17 protein-coding genes are annotated in these 18635 nt (G+C 32.1%); 8 read left to right on the top strand and 9 right to left on the bottom strand.

Going from position 1 to position 18635, the window contains the following annotated elements:
- Nucleotides 1–40: 40 nt before the first annotated feature.
- Together AC1RRQ_RS02020 and AC1RRQ_RS02015 are read right to left on the bottom strand one after the other, a co-directional pair.
- Entirely contained in the window at nucleotides 41–886 is an 846-nt protein-coding gene (locus tag AC1RRQ_RS02020; RefSeq protein WP_493020923.1) for a hypothetical protein, read from the bottom strand.
- Nucleotides 887–1283: 397 nt separating this feature from the next.
- Nucleotides 1284–3473: a glutamine synthetase III family protein gene (locus tag AC1RRQ_RS02015; RefSeq protein ID WP_493020921.1), complete on the bottom strand. Its 2190-nt coding sequence runs from the start codon at nucleotides 3471–3473 to the stop codon at nucleotides 1284–1286.
- A 427-nt stretch (nucleotides 3474–3900) separates the two neighbouring features.
- On the opposite strand from AC1RRQ_RS02015, the gene AC1RRQ_RS02010 reads away from it, so the two are divergent.
- The 3 genes from AC1RRQ_RS02010 to AC1RRQ_RS02000 all read left to right on the top strand — a co-directional run bounded on the left by AC1RRQ_RS02010 (nucleotide 3901) and on the right by AC1RRQ_RS02000 (nucleotide 8009).
- A complete protein-coding gene (locus AC1RRQ_RS02010; protein ID WP_347053121.1) occupies nucleotides 3901–4917 on the top strand; it encodes a glutamine synthetase beta-grasp domain-containing protein in 1017 nt (338 codons plus the stop codon).
- 481 nt (nucleotides 4918–5398) lie between these two features.
- Complete coding sequence (locus AC1RRQ_RS02005) at nucleotides 5399–6373, top strand: TerC family protein (protein ID WP_493020919.1); 975 nt, start codon at nucleotides 5399–5401, stop codon at nucleotides 6371–6373.
- 643 nt (nucleotides 6374–7016) lie between these two features.
- Nucleotides 7017–8009 (top strand): hypothetical protein, encoded by a 993-nt coding sequence (locus AC1RRQ_RS02000; RefSeq protein ID WP_493020917.1) that lies wholly within the window; start codon nucleotides 7017–7019, stop codon nucleotides 8007–8009.
- A gap of 59 nt (nucleotides 8010–8068) precedes the next feature.
- Here the strand turns inward: AC1RRQ_RS02000 and AC1RRQ_RS01995 are convergent, their stop codons facing one another.
- The 3 genes from AC1RRQ_RS01995 to AC1RRQ_RS01985 all read right to left on the bottom strand — a co-directional run bounded on the left by AC1RRQ_RS01995 (nucleotide 8069) and on the right by AC1RRQ_RS01985 (nucleotide 10767).
- Entirely contained in the window at nucleotides 8069–8581 is a 513-nt protein-coding gene (locus AC1RRQ_RS01995) for a hypothetical protein (protein WP_493020915.1), read from the bottom strand.
- A gap of 85 nt (nucleotides 8582–8666) precedes the next feature.
- Nucleotides 8667–9536 carry an alpha/beta hydrolase gene (locus tag AC1RRQ_RS01990; RefSeq protein WP_493020913.1) on the bottom strand — a complete coding sequence of 290 codons (870 nt, stop codon included), beginning with the start codon at nucleotides 9534–9536 and terminating at the stop codon, nucleotides 8667–8669.
- A gap of 358 nt (nucleotides 9537–9894) precedes the next feature.
- Complete coding sequence (locus AC1RRQ_RS01985) at nucleotides 9895–10767, bottom strand: AraC family transcriptional regulator (RefSeq protein ID WP_493020911.1); 873 nt, start codon at nucleotides 10765–10767, stop codon at nucleotides 9895–9897.
- A gap of 450 nt (nucleotides 10768–11217) precedes the next feature.
- Between AC1RRQ_RS01985 and AC1RRQ_RS01980 the strand changes: the two genes are divergently transcribed.
- From AC1RRQ_RS01980 to AC1RRQ_RS01965, 4 genes are all read left to right on the top strand, one after another.
- Nucleotides 11218–11619, top strand: a complete 402-nt coding sequence (locus AC1RRQ_RS01980) for a T9SS type A sorting domain-containing protein (RefSeq protein ID WP_493020909.1) — start codon at nucleotides 11218–11220, stop codon at nucleotides 11617–11619.
- Between the two features lie 833 nt (nucleotides 11620–12452).
- On the top strand, nucleotides 12453–12815 hold the full coding sequence (locus AC1RRQ_RS01975) for a T9SS type A sorting domain-containing protein (protein ID WP_493020907.1): 363 nt from the start codon (nucleotides 12453–12455) through the stop codon (nucleotides 12813–12815).
- Between the two features lie 431 nt (nucleotides 12816–13246).
- Nucleotides 13247–13654 (top strand): T9SS type A sorting domain-containing protein, encoded by a 408-nt coding sequence (locus AC1RRQ_RS01970; RefSeq protein WP_493020905.1) that lies wholly within the window; start codon nucleotides 13247–13249, stop codon nucleotides 13652–13654.
- A 375-nt stretch (nucleotides 13655–14029) separates the two neighbouring features.
- Nucleotides 14030–14416, top strand: a complete 387-nt coding sequence (locus tag AC1RRQ_RS01965; protein ID WP_493020903.1) for a secretion protein — start codon at nucleotides 14030–14032, stop codon at nucleotides 14414–14416.
- Nucleotides 14417–14495: 79 nt separating this feature from the next.
- Here AC1RRQ_RS01965 and AC1RRQ_RS01960 read toward each other — a convergent pair whose 3' ends face one another.
- Together AC1RRQ_RS01960 and AC1RRQ_RS01955 are read right to left on the bottom strand one after the other, a co-directional pair.
- On the bottom strand, nucleotides 14496–15095 hold the full coding sequence (locus tag AC1RRQ_RS01960) for a CDP-alcohol phosphatidyltransferase family protein (RefSeq protein WP_493020901.1): 600 nt from the start codon (nucleotides 15093–15095) through the stop codon (nucleotides 14496–14498).
- A gap of 107 nt (nucleotides 15096–15202) precedes the next feature.
- A complete protein-coding gene (locus AC1RRQ_RS01955) occupies nucleotides 15203–15616 on the bottom strand; it encodes a helix-turn-helix domain-containing protein (protein ID WP_493020899.1) in 414 nt (137 codons plus the stop codon).
- 200 nt (nucleotides 15617–15816) lie between these two features.
- Here AC1RRQ_RS01955 and AC1RRQ_RS01950 point away from each other — a divergent pair, with 200 nt between their 5' ends.
- On the top strand, nucleotides 15817–16134 hold the full coding sequence (locus tag AC1RRQ_RS01950) for a hypothetical protein (protein ID WP_493020897.1): 318 nt from the start codon (nucleotides 15817–15819) through the stop codon (nucleotides 16132–16134).
- 16 nt (nucleotides 16135–16150) lie between these two features.
- On the opposite strand, the gene AC1RRQ_RS01945 is transcribed toward AC1RRQ_RS01950, so the two are convergent.
- Nucleotides 16151–16465 (bottom strand): hypothetical protein, encoded by a 315-nt coding sequence (locus AC1RRQ_RS01945; RefSeq protein WP_493020895.1) that lies wholly within the window; start codon nucleotides 16463–16465, stop codon nucleotides 16151–16153.
- A 79-nt stretch (nucleotides 16466–16544) separates the two neighbouring features.
- A complete protein-coding gene (locus AC1RRQ_RS01940; protein WP_493020893.1) occupies nucleotides 16545–18326 on the bottom strand; it encodes a hypothetical protein in 1782 nt (593 codons plus the stop codon).
- Nucleotides 18327–18635: the final 309 nt, after the last annotated feature.

The raw sequence follows: 18635 nt of genomic DNA, 5'->3' as shown, positions 1-18635 counted from the left end.
GATAGTCGTTCTACGACTATCACATTTTTATTTTAAGCCCTTAGTTGCTTTGAGTAACGGTAATTGTGTTCAAATTACCTTTAGAGAAAGCAATACTGTTGTGGCCTGCACCAGTTTGAGTTACAGTAGCAGTATTTTTGTTTCCTATTTGTAAAGTGTTTTCAGTTAACTTAGTACCGTTTTGTACAGATGTAGCTTTGTTTTCATCACCATATTGGTAGTGGTTTGATTTGTTTCCATCTGCAGCAGAAGTTCCTCCAGGAGAAGTTTGAGTTTGTGTAGACTCATTTTTAACACCACCTTGGCTTGCATAAGCTGTGTTGTTGTCTCCAGTTTGAGTTTGCCATGCTTTATTGTTGTTGTGAGGTGCAAAAGGAACATTAACCGCAGCTACGTGTCCTAATTGAGTGGCATTGAAAGGAAGCCCTGTTGGTTTTTCGTTTCCAGTAGTTCCCTGGTCTACAGTAGCTGTATTGCTTTTACCAGTTTGAGTCTGCCATGCTTTGTCGTTTCCTCCAAGTGCAGATGCTGGTCCTGCAATTTGATCTTGCCAGATAGTCGCTTTGTTAAGATCTCCTTTTTGAGTTTGGTAAGCTTCATTTTTCTCGTTACTTTGTGAGATAAATGCTCCATTGTTGTTTCCGTCTTGTTTTACATCTGCTTTGTTGTTTTTAGCTGCATATAAACCTGGTTGAATTCCTTGATAAACCTCAGATTTGTTATCATTTCCTAATTGGTCAATTTTAGAATCATTTGTTAAACCATTTTGATTCACAATACCAGTGTCAGAATTTCCAACTTGGTTTACTGAAGAGGTGTTTCCTTGGGCAAACGCCGCTACTCCCACAAACAGCATCGCTGAGATGCTTAAAATTACTTTTTTCATAATAAATATATTTAATTGGTTATTAATACAACTTATTATGCAGGTTTTGATTTGGGGGGAAAGTCTTGGGGGCTTTACATCTTCATTTGAAAATAAAAATTGAAATCTTATTTTCTTTTCTCTTGACCAAAATTAGAAAACTTATCCATATCCAAATCAACTAAAAATAGCTATTTTTCAATTACTTAACCTCTTTTCGATGAACTGTAAAACTATCTCGATGAACTACTAAATTCTTAAAAAACATAAGTAGGAAAATACTCTCTTATTACAATTTCTTTACATTTAACCCCAAACATTTGTTAAAAACGATATTCATTATGTGTTATTTTAACATAACAATAAAAAAAGCCCATCTTTAATTAGATGGGCTTTATAGAAATGTGATGGATTTATTTTACTTCGTAAATAACAATTCTCTGTATTTAGTCAAGGTCCAGCTTTCGTCATCAACTAAAAGTTCTAATTTGTCGCAGTGGTTACGAATATCTTCAAAATAAGGTTTTACTTTATTGCAATAAGCTTCGGCCATTTTTTGAGCATCTGTCAATTGATTGGCTTTTTTTCTTTCATTAGTCATCGCTAATACTTTAGTATTGATGCCTTCAATATGTCCTGAAATTTCTTTAATTAAAGTAATTTGTTCTTTTGCAATCGTTTCAAACTCTTTCCCGAAGATTTCTTTTAAACCTTTTACATTTTCAATTAAGGTATTTTGGTAACGAATCGCAGTAGGAATTACGTGGTTTCTTGCAATATCTCCTAAAACACGTCCTTCAATTTGAATTTTCTTAGTGTATTCTTCTAATTCAATTTCGTAACGCGCCTCGGCTTCAACGTGATTAAAGATTCCCAATTCGGCAAATAAATCCAAAGCTTGTTTAGAAACTTTCGCTTTAATCGCTTCCGGAGTTGTTTTAAAGTTACTTAAACCTCTTTTTCCTGCTTCTTTTTCCCATGCTTCGCTGTAACCGTCGCCTTCAAAAAGGATTTTTTTAGATTGTTTAATGTATTCTCTTAAAACATTAAAAATAGCATCGTCCTTTTTCATGTCTTTCGACTCGATTAAGTTCTCTACTTCATTTTTAAAATCTTTTAATTGTTTTGCTACAATGGCATTAAGCGTTGTCATGGCATTAGAACAGTTTGAATTTGAACCAACGGCTCTAAATTCCCATTTGTTTCCTGTAAAAGCAAAAGGCGAAGTTCTGTTACGATCTGTATTGTCTAATAATACATCAGGAATTTTACCCACTACGTTTAGTTTAAGATCTGTTTTTTCTTCTGGAGATAATTTTCCGGTTGTTACGCTTTCTAATTCAGATAATACTTTTGTTAACTGCGCTCCAATAAATACAGACATAATAGCCGGAGGCGCTTCGTTTGCCCCTAACCTATGATCGTTGCTTGCTGTTGCGATAGAAGCTCTTAATAAAGTTTCGTTATCGTTTACCGCTTTTATAGTATTAATAAAGAAAGTTAAGAATTGTAAGTTGCTCATTGGCGTTTTACTCGGACTCAATAAATTAACTCCAGTGTCTGTTGCCAATGACCAGTTGTTGTGTTTTCCTGAACCGTTTACTCCTTTAAATGGTTTTTCGTGAAATAATACTTTAAAATCATGACGCTCTGCTACTCTTTGCATTACATCCATTAATAAAGAGTTATGATCTACGGCAAGATTGGTTTCTTCAAAAATTGGTGCCAGCTCAAACTGATTTGGTGCCACTTCGTTATGACGTGTTTTTACCGGAATTCCTAATAACATACATTCCTGTTCCAAATCTCTCATATAAGTAAGTGCGCGAGTTGGGATCGATCCGAAATAATGATCGTCTAACTGCTGTCCTTTTGCAGATGTATGTCCTAATAAGGTTCTTCCTGTCATCATTAAGTCAGGACGAGAATTTGCCAAAGCTTTGTCGATCAAAAAGTATTCCTGTTCCCATCCTAAAGTTGCGGTTACCTTTTTTACGTTTTTGTCAAAATATTTACAAACCTCTGTTGCGGCTTCATCAATTGCAGATAATGCTCTTAATAATGGTATCTTATTATCTAAAGCTTCTCCTGTGTATGCAATAAAAACAGTCGGAATACATAAAGTTGTACCATATATAAAGGCTGGCGAAGTTGGATCCCAGGCTGTGTAACCTCTTGCTTCAAATGTGTTTCTGATACCGCCGTTAGGAAAACTTGATGCATCTGGTTCCTGTTGTACTAATTGTGCGCCGCCAAATTTTTCTACAGGATCGCTTCCGTCGTATGAAACTTCAAAAAAAGCGTCGTGTTTTTCTGCCGTTGTTCCTGTAAGAGGCTGAAACCAGTGTGTATAATGTGTAACACCTTTAGATAATGCCCATTCTTTCATTCCCATGGCGATATAATCGGCCAGTTTTCGTTCTATCTTAGTTCCATGCTGAATGGCATCTCTTACTCCTTTTAAAGCATCTGAAGTCAAAAACTGCTTCATGGCTTTTTCATTAAAAACATTTGAACCAAAAAGATTAGACTTTCTATCAATTTCTTCAAAATGCACCGGCTTTCTTGTAGAAGCTTCTTTTAAAGCTTGGAAACGTAATGTTGACATGTATATAATTTTAAATATTCGTAATAATTTTCACTAAAAAATGATCGACAAATATAAACAATAAATGGCCCTGTTTTACAGCTATATTTTAGAATTTTAGGAAACAATTTTTCAACAGAAGAAGCTTTTTACAAAGAATAATGATTACCTTATAAAGAAATATAACAAAAAACCTTAGTAATATTCATTAAATAAACATTTTTTCATAATTCCTTAACCCTAAAATCCAAAAACTTCCCTTTATTTTTACGAATTTATTTTTTTATGGTGTTAAAAATTACTTTTTTAAAAATATACCCCTTAGAAAATTGCGCTTCTAAAAAAAATAGTAGTCAGTTAAACAAAATAGCCCCCTAATTTTTAGGACTAAAAAAATAAATCTATATTTGACCCAGCGAAAAAACAAAAAAAATAAATTTATATTATTATGGCTAAAATTAAGTTAGAGTACATTTGGTTAGATGGATACGAACCAACTCAAAATCTAAGAAGTAAAACTAAAGTTGAAGAGCACGAAAATTTCAAAGGAACATTAGAAGAACTTGGAAATTGGTCATTTGATGGTTCGTCAACAAAACAAGCTGAAGGTGGATCTTCTGACTGTTTATTAGTTCCTGTTGCAATTTATCCAGATCCAACTCGTATTAATGGATGGCTAGTAATGTCTGAAGTTATGTACGCTGATGGAACACCACACCCTTCTAACGGTAGAGCTACAATTGATGATGATAATGATGATTTTTGGTTTGGTTTCGAACAAGAGTATTTCATTATGGATACTAAAACACAACTTCCACTTGGGTTTCCAGTTGGAGGGTACCCTGCGCCACAAGGTATGTACTACTGTTCTGTAGGTGGAAAAAACACTCACGGAAGAAAATTAGTAGAAGAACACGCTGATTTATGTATCGCTGCAGGAATCAACTTTGAAGGTATCAACCAAGAGGTTGCCTGCGGACAATGGGAGTTCCAATTATTCGCTAAAGGTGCTAAAAAAGCGGGAGACGAAATCTGGGTTGCTCGTTACTTATTAGACCGTTTGACTGAGAAATATGGTTACTATATTGAATATCACCCTAAACCACTTGGTGACACAGACTGGAATGGTTCTGGAATGCACGCTAACTTCTCTAACGAGGTGTTAAGAACATGTGGAGACCAAGCTACTTACGAAAGAATTTGTGAAGCTTTCCGTCCTGTTACTGCTGAGCACATCGCAGTTTACGGAGCTTACAACGACCAACGTTTAACTGGTAAACATGAAACAGCTTCTATTCACGATTTCTCTTATGGAGTTTCAGACAGAGGATGTTCAATCAGAATTCCTTTAATGACAGTTCAAAAAGGATGGAAAGGTTGGTTAGAAGACAGAAGACCAGCTTCAAACGGAGATCCATACAAAATCGCTGCTAGAATTATCAAAACTGTTAAATCAGCGATATAATTTAAAGCTTAGAATATATCTTAAAAGTGCCGTCTTCAATGATGGCACTTTTTTTATTCTTGTTTGTCATTGCGAGGAACGAAGCAATCACACTACTGATATAGCGCAAAGCTATGTGTAATGGCACGCAGATGACACGAATTAAACGGGTTTGTTTTTTATTTTATCTTTTCCAAACACCTAGTTTGTCATTTCGATATTTATATTTTTTTTTCAGGGGCTAATACGCTCCCGAAGTTTAGACTCCGCTCAGCCTGACAAAAAAAACAATTAAAATCTGCACAAATCCGTGTTTTCGCGATAGCGAATCCGTATCATCCGCGTGCTATTTACCACAATCTTCTCATCATACATAAAACTAGTATCGTTAACTTAGAAAATCTTTAAGCTTTATTCAGAATTTAAACACAACTTTTTAATAATTAATTTTTAAGTTAAACATCATAACTTATCTTTGTGTAAATCATTTAAAAAAATCATCATGATAGTCTGGACTTTGTTTTTGCTGGCCGTAGTTTTTATTCTTGCTTTAGATTTAGGTGTATTCAACAAAACACCGCACATCATTAGTACCAAAGAAGCCAGCAAATGGACTTTGATCTGGGTTACTTTGTCTTTTCTTTTCTCGGGCGTAATCTATTGGCTTTACAGCACTAATTATATCGAAAACCCTGACGGACTCAAACCTGCAGTAGCTTCGATGAAGTTTATTACCGGTTATTTAATTGAGCTGTCTTTAAGTGTCGATAACATTTTTGTTATTGCCATTATATTTGCTTCCTTTAAAATTCCGCAAAAATACCAGCACCGCGTTTTATTCTGGGGAATTTTGGGCGCCATTGTTTTCCGTGGTTTAATGATTTTCTTTGGGGTAATGTTAATCAATAAATTTACCTGGACCACTTATGTATTTGGACTATTCTTATTGTTTACTGCAGTAAAAATGCTTTTTTCGGGAGAAGAAGAAGATTTTCACCCAAAAGATTCTTTCGTTTACAAAACACTTGGGAAAGTTATGCCTATTACATCTGAAATGGATGGAGAGAAATTTTTCATTTCAACCAAAACGGCAAAAAAAGCAGCAACTCCATTATTTGTAGCTTTAATTGTTATTGAAGTAATGGACGTTTTGTTTGCGGTAGACAGCGTTCCAGCCATTTTAGCTATTACCAAAGACCCATTTTTAGTATTCAGCTCTAATATTTTTGCCATTCTTGGATTGCGTTCTATGTATTTCTTCCTGGCTAATATGCTGACAAAATTCAGTTATTTAGAATACAGTTTAGTCGCTATTTTAGCTTTTGTAGGATTAAAAATGCTTTTACACGATTTCTTTCACGTTCCGGAATGGGCGTCTTTAGGATTCATCGCGCTTTCGCTTTTAGTGGGAATTTTAGTTTCTCTTAAATTTGGAAAAGAAAAAGTATTAACGGATTCTGATTTAGATCATCATTGATACTTTTAGTCGATATTCTAACACATAGAAATATAGGATTAGAATACTTACAAAGGCGTTTCACTTATTTTAATAAACATAGCCTAATGTTATAGATAAAAAAAAGGAAATCTTACGGTTTCCTTTTTTTTATGCAGGCACATCTTTTACAAACAACACTTCCTTCCTTATTTCTAAATCTGTCTTTTATTAATAATCCCAGAGGGATTAAATATTTATAACATAGAGATAACACACATATAGTAAGAGCCCCAGCGGGGTGATATAAATCAAGACTCTTGACAATGTCGCTCCTCCGGAGCTTTATTTGGTGCGCGTAATTGCTTTTCTATAAATATTATGCTCCTCTGGAGCTGTAACCATAATCAACTTTCTTTGCGCATAAGACGCACTGCTGTGTATCTCTACGATATACTTTGTGTTGATTTTTTGTTTTTTATAATAATTACGCCTGTTCTGATTTGTAGAGGCGCACTGCAGTGCGTCTACGCAACGTTAATAAAAATTTCATAATCAATTGTATCCTCTTTCAGTTCAAAAGTTAAATTGTAAGATAAGTAATATATTTTAACATATAAAAATAAGATATTACATATTTTATATATACATTTATCTCATTATAAACCTTTAAAAATTTTATATTATGAGAAAAATTTATGCCTATTTATTTTTAACTGCTGCTTTTTTAAGTTGCGACAACAAAGAAGAGTTACCATCGAAAAGCCAAACAATTAATAATAAACAACTATATATTATTAATGGTGACATTGAATATTACGCTGATATCACTGATGGCTCAAAACCTAAAAAACCTATATTTATATATGACATTCCAGTTCAACAAACAGAAACAAATAAAGACATAACCACCAAAACTTCCGAACAATCTACTGTCTTAGATTTTAACCATGGAATGTACGACCGTACAAATAGTGGATGCACAGTTAAAAGATATAACGGAAATAAAGAATATTACACAGATGCAGGAGTATATGGTGCTAACCCATATCCTCAAAATAATGGATATTTAGTAAGAGGTTATGGTAAACCGCATCATAACATATATTATAATTCATTAGTTTTATTTGTAAGCAATAAAGAAGAAAAAAGAACTGATGTAAGAGGCAGAGTTACAAGCCGTAATGACAAACAAGGTTCTGCTATTTCAATTGAATATCCTTTTAAAGCAAATGTTAGCTATGAAATAAATCTTACAGTCATATTCTACGACAATAGATACTTAATATATAAAAAATTCAGCGATGGTTTCCCAACATTATATGCCCAATTAAAAGATGATGGAATAATTAGTCCAGAAAATCTTAGAAACGTAAATCTTGACCCATGTATCAAAGATGGAGTGATTAACCTAGCTGCTACTGATTATGTAAATAACACTAGATCTTTTACTTTAGACAGCCGAGGACAAGTAGAAAAGTATATTAATTTCAAATTCTCTCCTACAGAAGAAAAAAGAGCTTTATTAATCTCACTTCATCCAAAAATTTCAGACGGATCAACAGCTATCCCACTTAATGATTACACAATGGCATTGCCAATAATTAAGATTACAGAAAAACCGTTTGACCCTTCCCTTAACGTAGAAATTAAACCAAGTGAAGGAGGACGTAGATAAAACAATAAAAAAAGGAAATCTCACGATTTCCTTTTTAATTATTTTATCAAATTATTTAACTAATTTAATCTTTTTACATTGCTATCATCAATATTATATCTCTTAATTACAGCATTATAATCTGAGTAATCAGGTTTATTAACAGACTTATTATAAACCGCTCCTGGTATTATAACCACTCTAAAAACTTTTCCATTTGTAAATGAAGCAGGTAATGAAGTCAATGGCAAATTAGAGTCGATAAAAATTGAAAACTGATCAAATGAGAAATCAAAATTATATTGTGCTGTACCATTTGGAAAATAGTAAACTTGTGGCAGAAGCGCCCAAGTATCGATTCCCCCACTTACACCAGTTAATTCATAAACCAAAATGTTATCACTTTTAGCTATGACTGGATTTAATGGAAACGTCATTCCAAAATTGTTACCCGTATTAAAATTAACTGTAACTTCGAAAATCTCATTAATATAACCTGGAGGCCCTGCTGGTCCCTGAGGCCCTTCATCTCCTTCACAACTAGAAAATGCAAATAGACCAACAACTGCGAATAGTGTAAGTATCTTTTTCATAATATTTGTTTTTAAAAATTTATAGTGGTATTCCAAAAACCAAACCAAAAATTTTGTTAAGCTGGTTTTTAATTAAAATTAGTGATTATTTTTTTGTAACAACCTGATTTTTAAGCAGAATTTTATTAAAAAATAACACATGGAAAGGTAGTGAATTTTCCCAATATTCCCAAGTATGTGCGCCCGGACGTTCGGTATAATCGTGTTCTATTTTATCGTATACCATTCGGCGGTGTAATTCTCTGTTGGGTTCAATTAAAAAATCATCAACGCCACAGTCAATAATTAAAGGTAATTTGTTGGCTTTTATTTGGTCGAGCATTCCCATAACGGCGTGCTGTGCGTATAAGTCTGAGTTGTCACTTTTATCTCCAAAAACGGGCTGCATTAATTTTACAACCTGAGCCGAAGATTCGCGATTAAGCATCGTACTCATATCTACTGCCCCGCTCATACTGCCGGCTGCGCAAAATAAATCCGGATGTTTGGTCGATAGATAAAGCGCGCCGTGTCCGCCCATAGAAAGTCCTGTAATTACACGTCCGTTTCTATTGTTTATGGTTCTGTATGTTTTATCGACTTTCTGGATTACTTCCTGCGTAATAAAAGTTTCAAACTGACTTCCTTTATTTACCGGACTGTCCAGATAAAAACTAAAGGTTTCGCCTTCGGGCATTACGATAATCAGATTATATTGATCAGATAAGTTTTGAACTAGTTTTTTGTTTGGAGTATTTTTTAACCAATCGCTAAAATGCCCGTAAGCTCCGTGTAATAAATACATAACCGGAAACGCTGTTTTGCTTTTGGCATAAGAATTTGGCAAAACTACAGCCGCTTTATAGGTTTTACTCATGGCTGTACTTGCAATTTGTAAAGTATCTACTTTTGCAGCGTATGACATGGACGAAATACAAAGAAAAAAGAAGAATACTAAAATTTTAAGCTTTTTCATTTTGATAGTTTTTTTCGATTAAAGGAATGTAAATATACTTTTTTCCGACTAAACTATATGAAAAATCCGACCAGCTTTATGCTAATCGGATTTATTTTTTTTTTGCCACAGATTAAAAATGATTCTGAGGATTATTTTCTCTTAAAGCTGATCTGCCACTCCCGATAGCTATCGGGATACACAAATTTCCACGAATTTATTTTTTGTTTGACTTATATCAAAGATTCTAACAATCCTTTAATCAGTGGCAAAAAATATCACGCATTCTTCACAAACTAATTTGTGGAAATTCGTGTAATTAGTGGCAGAAAAAAAATCCCTTTAATCAGTATAATCTGTGGCAAAAAAATAAAACTAATTAGCTGATTATAATTTTATGTTCATGACGGTATTGCGATGCGCTTTTACCTGTATATTGTTTAAACGATTTACTAAAGTGGCTAAAGTTATTAAAACCGCTTTCGTAGCAGACTTCATTAATACTCATTGGTTTTTCGGCCAAAAGCTTTGAAGCGTGTACCAAACGATATTCGTTTACAAACTCGGTAAATGTTTTATTGGATATTTTTTTAAAATAACGACAGAACGAAGGAGTCGTCATACTTACCAGACTCGAAACCTCATCGATCGCGATTGACTGCTGAAAATTATCTTTAACAAAATTAAAAACCACATTCATACGATCGCTGTCCTGCGTTTGGAGCTCCATTGCAAAACCATCTGCATTGAGCATGGTGTATTCTTCAGACGAATCCAATTCATCTAAAATACTCAAAAGCGTAAGCAGACGCTCGAACGGAAGCTGGCGCTCCATCATTTCGATTTTTTTTCCAATCTGTTTTTTCGTTTCACCTCCAAAAGCGATTCCGCCTTTGGACTGACTCAAAACATTTTGAATTTTTCTCATTTCCGGTACTGCAAAAAAGTCATTCCCTAAAAATTCAGGTTTAATATGAATAACAATCTCGTTTACATTTCCCGTTTGTTCGTTCGTAAAACCGCAATGCGGTAAATTAGAGCCTATCAAGATCAAACTACCATTTGTATAATAGGAAACATGGCTTCCTATTTGTCTTTTTCCTGCCCCGCCATTTATATAAACCAACTCAATCTCTGGATGATAATGCCATAAATGAGCTTTGCTATTGGTCTTTTCGGCGTGTTTAGTGTAGGTAAAAGAACTTCCGTATGAGTTAGTTATCACTTCAAGAGCTGGGGCAATTGTCTTCATGATAAAACCTTTTAAAAAATAATAGCAAATTTAACAAAATCACCTAATATAATGCAAAAATTAACCTATAACGGTTTCGTAAATGAGAATTTTTTATCAAAACAGCTAAAATACTAATTTCGAAATCCGTTAAAAACGGCTATTTTTTAAACGACCAATATTTTTATCAAGGATTTTTTTAAGATATCGTATTAAATCGACCTGTTTTATAGACATTCATCATTTCTGTAAGAATATTAGATCTTTTAAAAAAACATTAACAAATACAAATACTTGAAAAATAATAGCTGAATTAACAAAAACACCTAAAATAATTCAAATTTTAACCTATAACGGTTTCGTAAATGAGAATATAGCACATAAATTGGAAAATAGAGTTGATATAAAAATGATACAGCCTGAGTAATTTTACATCAGAGAATTAGAGATATAATTTCAAAAACAAATACTATGAAAAAGATTATCAAATTAAGTTTAGTATGTGCAGTGCTTTTATCAGGATTCAGCACTTATGCAATTGATGGGAATGAGGACTTTAATCTTCATGTATTAAAAAACGGTAAATTAATCACTTTTGGTCTTAACCAATTGCAAAAAGCAAAATTGGCTATATACGATCAAGATGGTACTTTATTCTATTCTGAAAATGCTTCAGGTAAAGATGGAATTTTAAGAACTTTTAGTTTGCAGGATTTCCCTAACGGAACTTACTTTTTAGAAGTTGAAGACAACGCTAAAAAATCAAGATACGAGATTAAAGTAAATAATGAAGTTACTACTTTGTCTCCAAAAGCTATATCATCTGTTTACAAAACAACAGCTGAAAAAAATACAAGCGTAGCAGTACGCTAAACAAGTTATACTTCTCATAAGTATAAAACTAAGGTTAGATAGTTAGTAAAGTAAAAACGTAAGTTTTAAAAACAGCTCTTTGTGGTTATTGGGCTGTTTTTTTTTGCTCTAAACTTTTTGTGGATTTTAGATTTTAGATTGCAGATTTTAGATTGCAGATTTTAGATTGCAGATTTTAGATTGCAGATTTTAGATTGCAGATTTTAGATTGCGGATTTTAGATTGCGGATTTTAGATTGCAGATAATCTTTGTGGTGAATTTTAGTTTCTCGCAGATTTAGCAGATATAGCAGATTTACTATGCTTTTTTGATTTCTTTAATCTCAATTTAATTAAAACATAGCCCGTGGTTTCAACCACGGGGATAAATATTGAAATACCACATTATTTATATTGCGTTCCAGCGGTTGAAACCGCTGGCTATATTTCTTTAGATTTTTCTAAATTAAATCTACATCATTCTACAAAGTCTTATTCAATATCAGCCTCTCTGCACCTTTGTCTCTTTAAACCTTTGAACCTCTGAAACTTTGAACCTCTGAAACTTTGTCCCTATAAACATTTGAACCTTTGAACCTTTGAACCTCTGAACCTCTGCACCTTTGAAACCTTTGTCCCTTTGAACCTCTGAATCTTTGTCCCTTTGCAAAAAACCTTGAAAAATAACCACTGAATTAACGAAAACGATAGATATAATTCAAATTTTAACCTATATCGGTTTCGTAAATGAGAATACAGCATCGAAATTGGAAAATAGAGTTGATATAAAATAGATATGTCCACAGTAATTTTACATCAGAGAATTAGAGATATAATTTCAAAAACAAAATACTATGAAAAAGAATTTAAAATTGAGTTTAGTATGTGCTGTACTTTTATCAGGGTTAAGTACTTATGCAATTGATGGTGGTAACGCTTTTAACTTACACGTATTAAAAGCTAATGGAAAATTGATAACTTTTGCTTTAAACCAGGTTCAAAAAGCAAACATTAGTATATATGACAAAAACGGCAGTTTAATCTACTCTGAAAATGCATCTGGTAAAGAAGGTATTTTAAGAACTTTCAGTTTAGAAGAATTTCCGGCAGGAACTTATTTCTTAGAAATCGAAGATAATTACAAAAAAGCAAGACACGAAATTACGATTACAAACGAAACTTCTGTTTTGTCTTCAAAACCGCTTTCGGCATTTTAATTCGCAGTTTTTCTGCTAAAAATATAAATGCAGCAATGCATTGAAAAATTTATACTCGCATACAGTATAAAAATGAGGTTAGATAGTTAGTAAAGTTTAAAAACGTAAGTTTTAGAAACAGCTCTTTGTGGTTATTGGGCTGTTTTTTTTGTGCTTTACTTTTTAGTAAAACAGGATTAACATCAAGTTTGTTATTTCGGATCGATTATTACTAAATTGTAAGATAAAGGTAAATTCAATAAATTGCAAAAACGTTGAAAAATAATAACCGAATTAACCAAAACAATAAATATAATTCAAATTTTAACCTATAACGGTTTCGTAAATGAGAATACAGCATCGAAATTGGAAAATAGAGCAGATACTTTTTTTGTAGTCCTTAAGTAATTTTACATCAGAGAATTAAACTAATAATTTAAAAACTAAGAACTATGAAAAAGATTTTAAAATTGAGTTTAGTATGTGCAGTACTATTCACAGGAATGAGTACATATGCAATTGATGGCAACGAAGATTTTAATCTTCATGTAATTAAAGCTAACGGAAAGCTTATAACATTTGCACTTAACAGAGTACAAAAAGCAAACTTGGCAATTTACGACAAAGACGGATCTCTAATTTATTCTGAAACTGCTTCGGGTAAAGATGGAATTTTGAGAACATTCAGCTTAGAAGAATTTCCAGAAGGAACTTATTTCTTAGAAGCCGAAGATAATGTAAAAAAAGTGAGACATGAAATTACAATTACTGATGATACAACTGTATTATCTTCAAAAGCAGTTTCATCAGTTTATAAAGCAGGATTTTCTGCTAAAAATACAAGCGTAGCAGTGCGCTAAAAAAGTTATACTTCTCATAAAGTATAAAATAAGGTTAGATAGTTAGTAAAGTTAAAACTGTGATTGTTTTAAAAACAGCTCTTTGTGGTTATTGGGCTGTTTTTTTTTTGCTCTAAACTGAGCTAAAATTTCTTCTTTAATTTTTTTTGAAAAATTATTCTTAATAAATCTAGATAGCTGATTTATACCACATTAAAAAATATCAAAAAAAATAAATCCGCAAGCCCCGTATTTACGTACATAGCGTAGGCAAAACACAGAAATAGTTTTAATTCAGCATTTTATGTATCAAAAAAGGTGATATTTTTGCAGAAAATTAAATTTCTATTTGTAGTTTTGACCGTTCCACATTTAGTAATAAACATTAAAAAAAACATGACAAAATTTACCAAAACAGGTTTAGTTGCTGCCTTTTTTTTAGCAACATTATTCACTTACGCCATTGATGGAAAAGGAGATTACATTTTACACATTCAAACCGGAAACGGAAAAGTAGTTAGCTTTACTTTAGACACGGTTGAAAAATCATCTTTTTCTATCTACGACGAAAATCACAATTTACTTTATGCGGGAGAATCTGCAGCAAACAAATTGGAAGTTTCAAAAACAATAAGCCTGGAAAGTTTTCCTGCCGGAACTTATGTTCTTGAAGTAAAAGCAAACGATAAAATTGCTAAACACGAAATTAAAGTTGCTGCTAAAAAAATGAAGACTGTAAAGTTAGACCAGTCAGTTAATGAAAGTCCATCTTTCCGTCGTTAATTTTTTGCCCCAAGAAAAATTAGAAAAAGCAGCTTCTGAATAAAGAAGCTGCTTTTTTATTTGTTGATCAAATTAAATACTAACTGTTTAAGAGTTTACTCTTTTTAAACGCAATACCTTTTCTAATCAAATAAGCATGATACGAACTTGGAATATCATGCTGCCATTTTGGTAAAATTAAAATGATCATAATAACATCTAAATGCGATATCAATCCCATTATAATTGCTATAGCAAATGGAAATCCGGTATGACCAAATCCAAAAATAGAAGTAAAAGCAGCAAGCAGGGTTAATCCCCAAATTTTTGAAAGAAAAGCATGTGTAAAGGTTTCTTTTCCAAATTTAATAAAGCTGATTATATAGCATAGAATTTCCATACCAAAAACCAAACCTACATAATAAATATTTGAATTAATTAGTTCCGGATATATAAACCATGAACTAATTCCTATTGAAACCCAAAACAGCATATCGACCTGACTATCCAATCGGCGTAGTTTTTCAGTTGAAATATTTTGTTTCCTGGCAATTATTCCATCAAAAATATCACTAAATAAACCGATATACATAAGAATCAAAATTGCCAAAGCGCCATCTACACCAAATTTCCAGCCAATAAATAAAATTACAGGCGACATTAAAAGCCTTAAAAGAATGAGTAACTGCGGAATATTCATGCGTATTTTTTATAAATAAATTCGTTCAAATATAATACTTTTTTAATATTATCTATAAAACAAAAACCTCCCATTTCCGGGAGGTTTTCTATATGCTTAAAGGTCTATTATTTACCTTTTAATAATTGCTCTAAATATTCTATTTTGTCTTTTTCTGCCTGAAGCAAACGTTCGTAAAGTTTTTTATTTTCTTCTACCGTTTCCATTAATTTGTCTAATGGATTGAAAGTGCAATGATTATTATTCCCAAAGTGACTATTATGTACAGCTTCATTAAAACTATTGAAATAATTAATTGCAGCTTCTTCCGAAAAATTCTTAATTGCATCAACAGTTACTCCGAGTGCTTTTGCAACTTCAACAAGTCTTTCTTCTTCTACGGTTTCGCTGTTTTCAATTGCCGATATTGTCTGCTGACTTATTCCCAAAGCCTGCGCCAAAGCTTCCTGTTTCATATCACGAAGTTCACGAATACGGCTTATTTTTCGCCCTATATGATTTGGTTTTGATAATGTGCTCATAATTCAAAGATAATAATTAAGTGTGAAAATCTTCAACTGGTAAAAAACTTATTTAGGCGGTAGAATACCAGCCAAATCGGTTTGGTAAAATACAATGTATTTCTTCCTTCGTCGAACCAAACAAAAGTACAATTTTTCTTATAATAAATTTATAAAAGTCAAATTGTAAAGTAATTAAACACAACAAAATTATATGCCTTATGGAAACAAATGAAATTGAAATTGTAAAAAACCTAAAACGTTTAACTTCTATGCATTTTAGCACTCTAAAACCTGATTCCGACAATTCAAAAGATTATACCGTTCAAATCAAGATTTTAAATTATTTGGAGTTGGGATGCATTATCAGTGATATGCTAAAATTATGTATTCTCGCACTCGATCACGATATGCACAATGTTAAAGAAAAGAAAAACCAATCTATTAATGTGGGCCTTATTCTGGAAACTATCTTGCAATTGTTTCCTTTAAACGAAATGGAGTTTTTGGGTTATGTAGAGGAAATGGTTGGGGAATGATTTTTATTTTACTATTCTAAAACGTATAAACATAGCCCGTGGTTTCAACCACGGGAACGTAATATTGTCTTGCTCGTATTGTAGTCCCGTGGTTGAAACCACGGGCTATATTTGACAATTGGATTTTTTGCTGTTTTGCTGGCGCTAATGGATTTTGATTACGGAATTTCTTTGCTCTGGACGGATTAAAATCCGTCCCTACAATATGTTTTGTTCCTTCGGAACTTTTATAGAACTTCATAGAAATAACCGCAATCTTGTCTGCTGTGACCGGAACACTATCTGATTTTTTTAGTTGACTATAAAATAAAGTCAACTGAAAATTTTTCAATCGCTGGTGTGAGCGTCTCGCTCGTGCATTACTTTGCGTTCACTAGCGAGACGCACGCGTTAGGAGTTATCGTAAATATTTATTTGAGAAGTTTAAATCCAAATTGAAAAGCACAAATTGGGCATTCAGGTGGTGGTGGAAAAGGATGAAACTTTATTTTAACATTCGATAGTATATCTTTTAAAACCGCATCACTTATTTGATTAGTTGTAATTAATTTATTAAAAGATTCTTCTGACATATTTTCTATATCAATTTGCACTTTATATTTTTTGATTACTTCGTCAATAAAACCTTCATATCTAGCTGAATTTTCAGGATCATAGCCTTTAACTATTTTGGTTATTTTCTCTCTTATCAAATTTTCTGCTTTTTCATTTGCAATTGCAATCATTTGCTCTTTCTCTGCTTGAGCTAAATTATCATTGTATGTGGCATTATGTTCTTCTTTGACAGCATTTATGCGTTCTAAGCTTTTACCTTGTTTATTAAAACAGTAAAAAGTCTTTAATTTATTAAACATTTTGGTTTTATTTCCAAACACTTTAACTACATCAATAATCTTTGGTACAAAGCACTCTTTGCATTTTTCTATTGCTAAAAATGAAGCAATTGATTTAGGCAGTTCTAATTTTTCAATGCCAAAATATTTAGCCGTTTTATTAAAAATTTCTTCAACGAGATAGTCAACAAGGTTCTCAACAACGTTCTCAACAATTATACGAACTTCGCTTTCAGTTTTGCCAGTAAAATATTTATGTGATTTTAATTCCTCGATTGATTTTGTAAAACTCAAACCAGTAGCTTTATTCCAATTATTTTGGTTTGTCCAATAATCTTGAACTGTTGAATTCTTATTTGATTGAGAGTTATTAAAATGCTCTTTTATAAAATGTGAAAACACAAATTTATTTTCCATATTATTTTTAACATCGTCTTTTTTATTAACTTCAAGTGAAATTAACTTATCATACTCTTCTTTCTGTGTATTAAACTTCTCAGAAAGCTTGTTTTTGATTTCTTGGCGAGTAATTATCTCAAATGCTTTGTTATACAAAGAATCTAGCCGTTGGCTCTCCTTTTCATTATTTTTGATATCTTCTTTAATTGCCTGTGATAAATCTTCATAAACTACAGCTTTAGCTACATCACGATAGATGTTTTCATGTATCTCTCTAACTTTCAAATCTAAGTCACCTAGTTTTTGAAGATTATCATTTTTTGTTTTACTTAAATCGGAACCAAAAAAACTTAGACCTGATAAAATGGAAAGTATTGTAAAACATGTATAAATTATTGACTTAGACCGATTAATTTTTGCTTCATTTTTTTTGACTACCCCAAAAATTCCGCAAAAAATAACAATCAAAATAAATAAGAAAACTTTATAATGGTCAAAAAACTCAAGACCTTTTAGCGATTTTAGATAAGAAATGACTATTTGAATTTGACCAAGTGAGATCTGTAATTCATCAAAAGCAATATGCTTTAAAATTAAAAACTTTAGGATAGCCCATAGTATTGCTATTATCAAAAAAGGTTTTAACATTACAGTAATAGTATTTAGAAAATTGTAGTAGAAATTTATTTTTTTGTTTCCAACAAGCTTCCAAGTACTCTTTCCGCCCTTATTGATTAAATAATTTATTGTACATTGGTGCAGCATCACATTCCCAATAAACTCTTTTATGTATTTGGGAAAAAGTTTTTCAATGCTTAATTCGGGTACCTCAGAGTGAAACAATTGTGATTGTACTTTGACAAGTAAAAAAACTTTGATCGTTGATAGAACATAGTATAAAACTAATCCAGTTAAAAGCCATACACTGCTTTTAAAAATTAATTGAGTTATATCAGACATATTATTAAGTTTTTATCTTAACCATTCTCAACTTTTAAACCTCTACTATGCTTGCCATCAACTTATTTAAATCCGCCAGAAAACAGCAACTATAAATCTAACACGACATATCATTTTGAATCCCGTTTAAAATACAAGTATTTAAATATTCAATAAAATTAAACATTTACACTAAAGGCAAAAAGAGTACAAATACCTGATTTTCAATAAAATAACTTGATAAAGTTTTTAAATTAGAAGTAAATTTAACTTAAGTTTTTTGTTAAGAAAAAAACTAAAACATCCCGTTTTATTAGGCATTTCAACTTT

This window comes from Flavobacterium sp. GW821-FHT12A05 (assembly GCF_058807735.1).
This window is presented reverse-complemented; position numbering and strand designations above follow the sequence as displayed.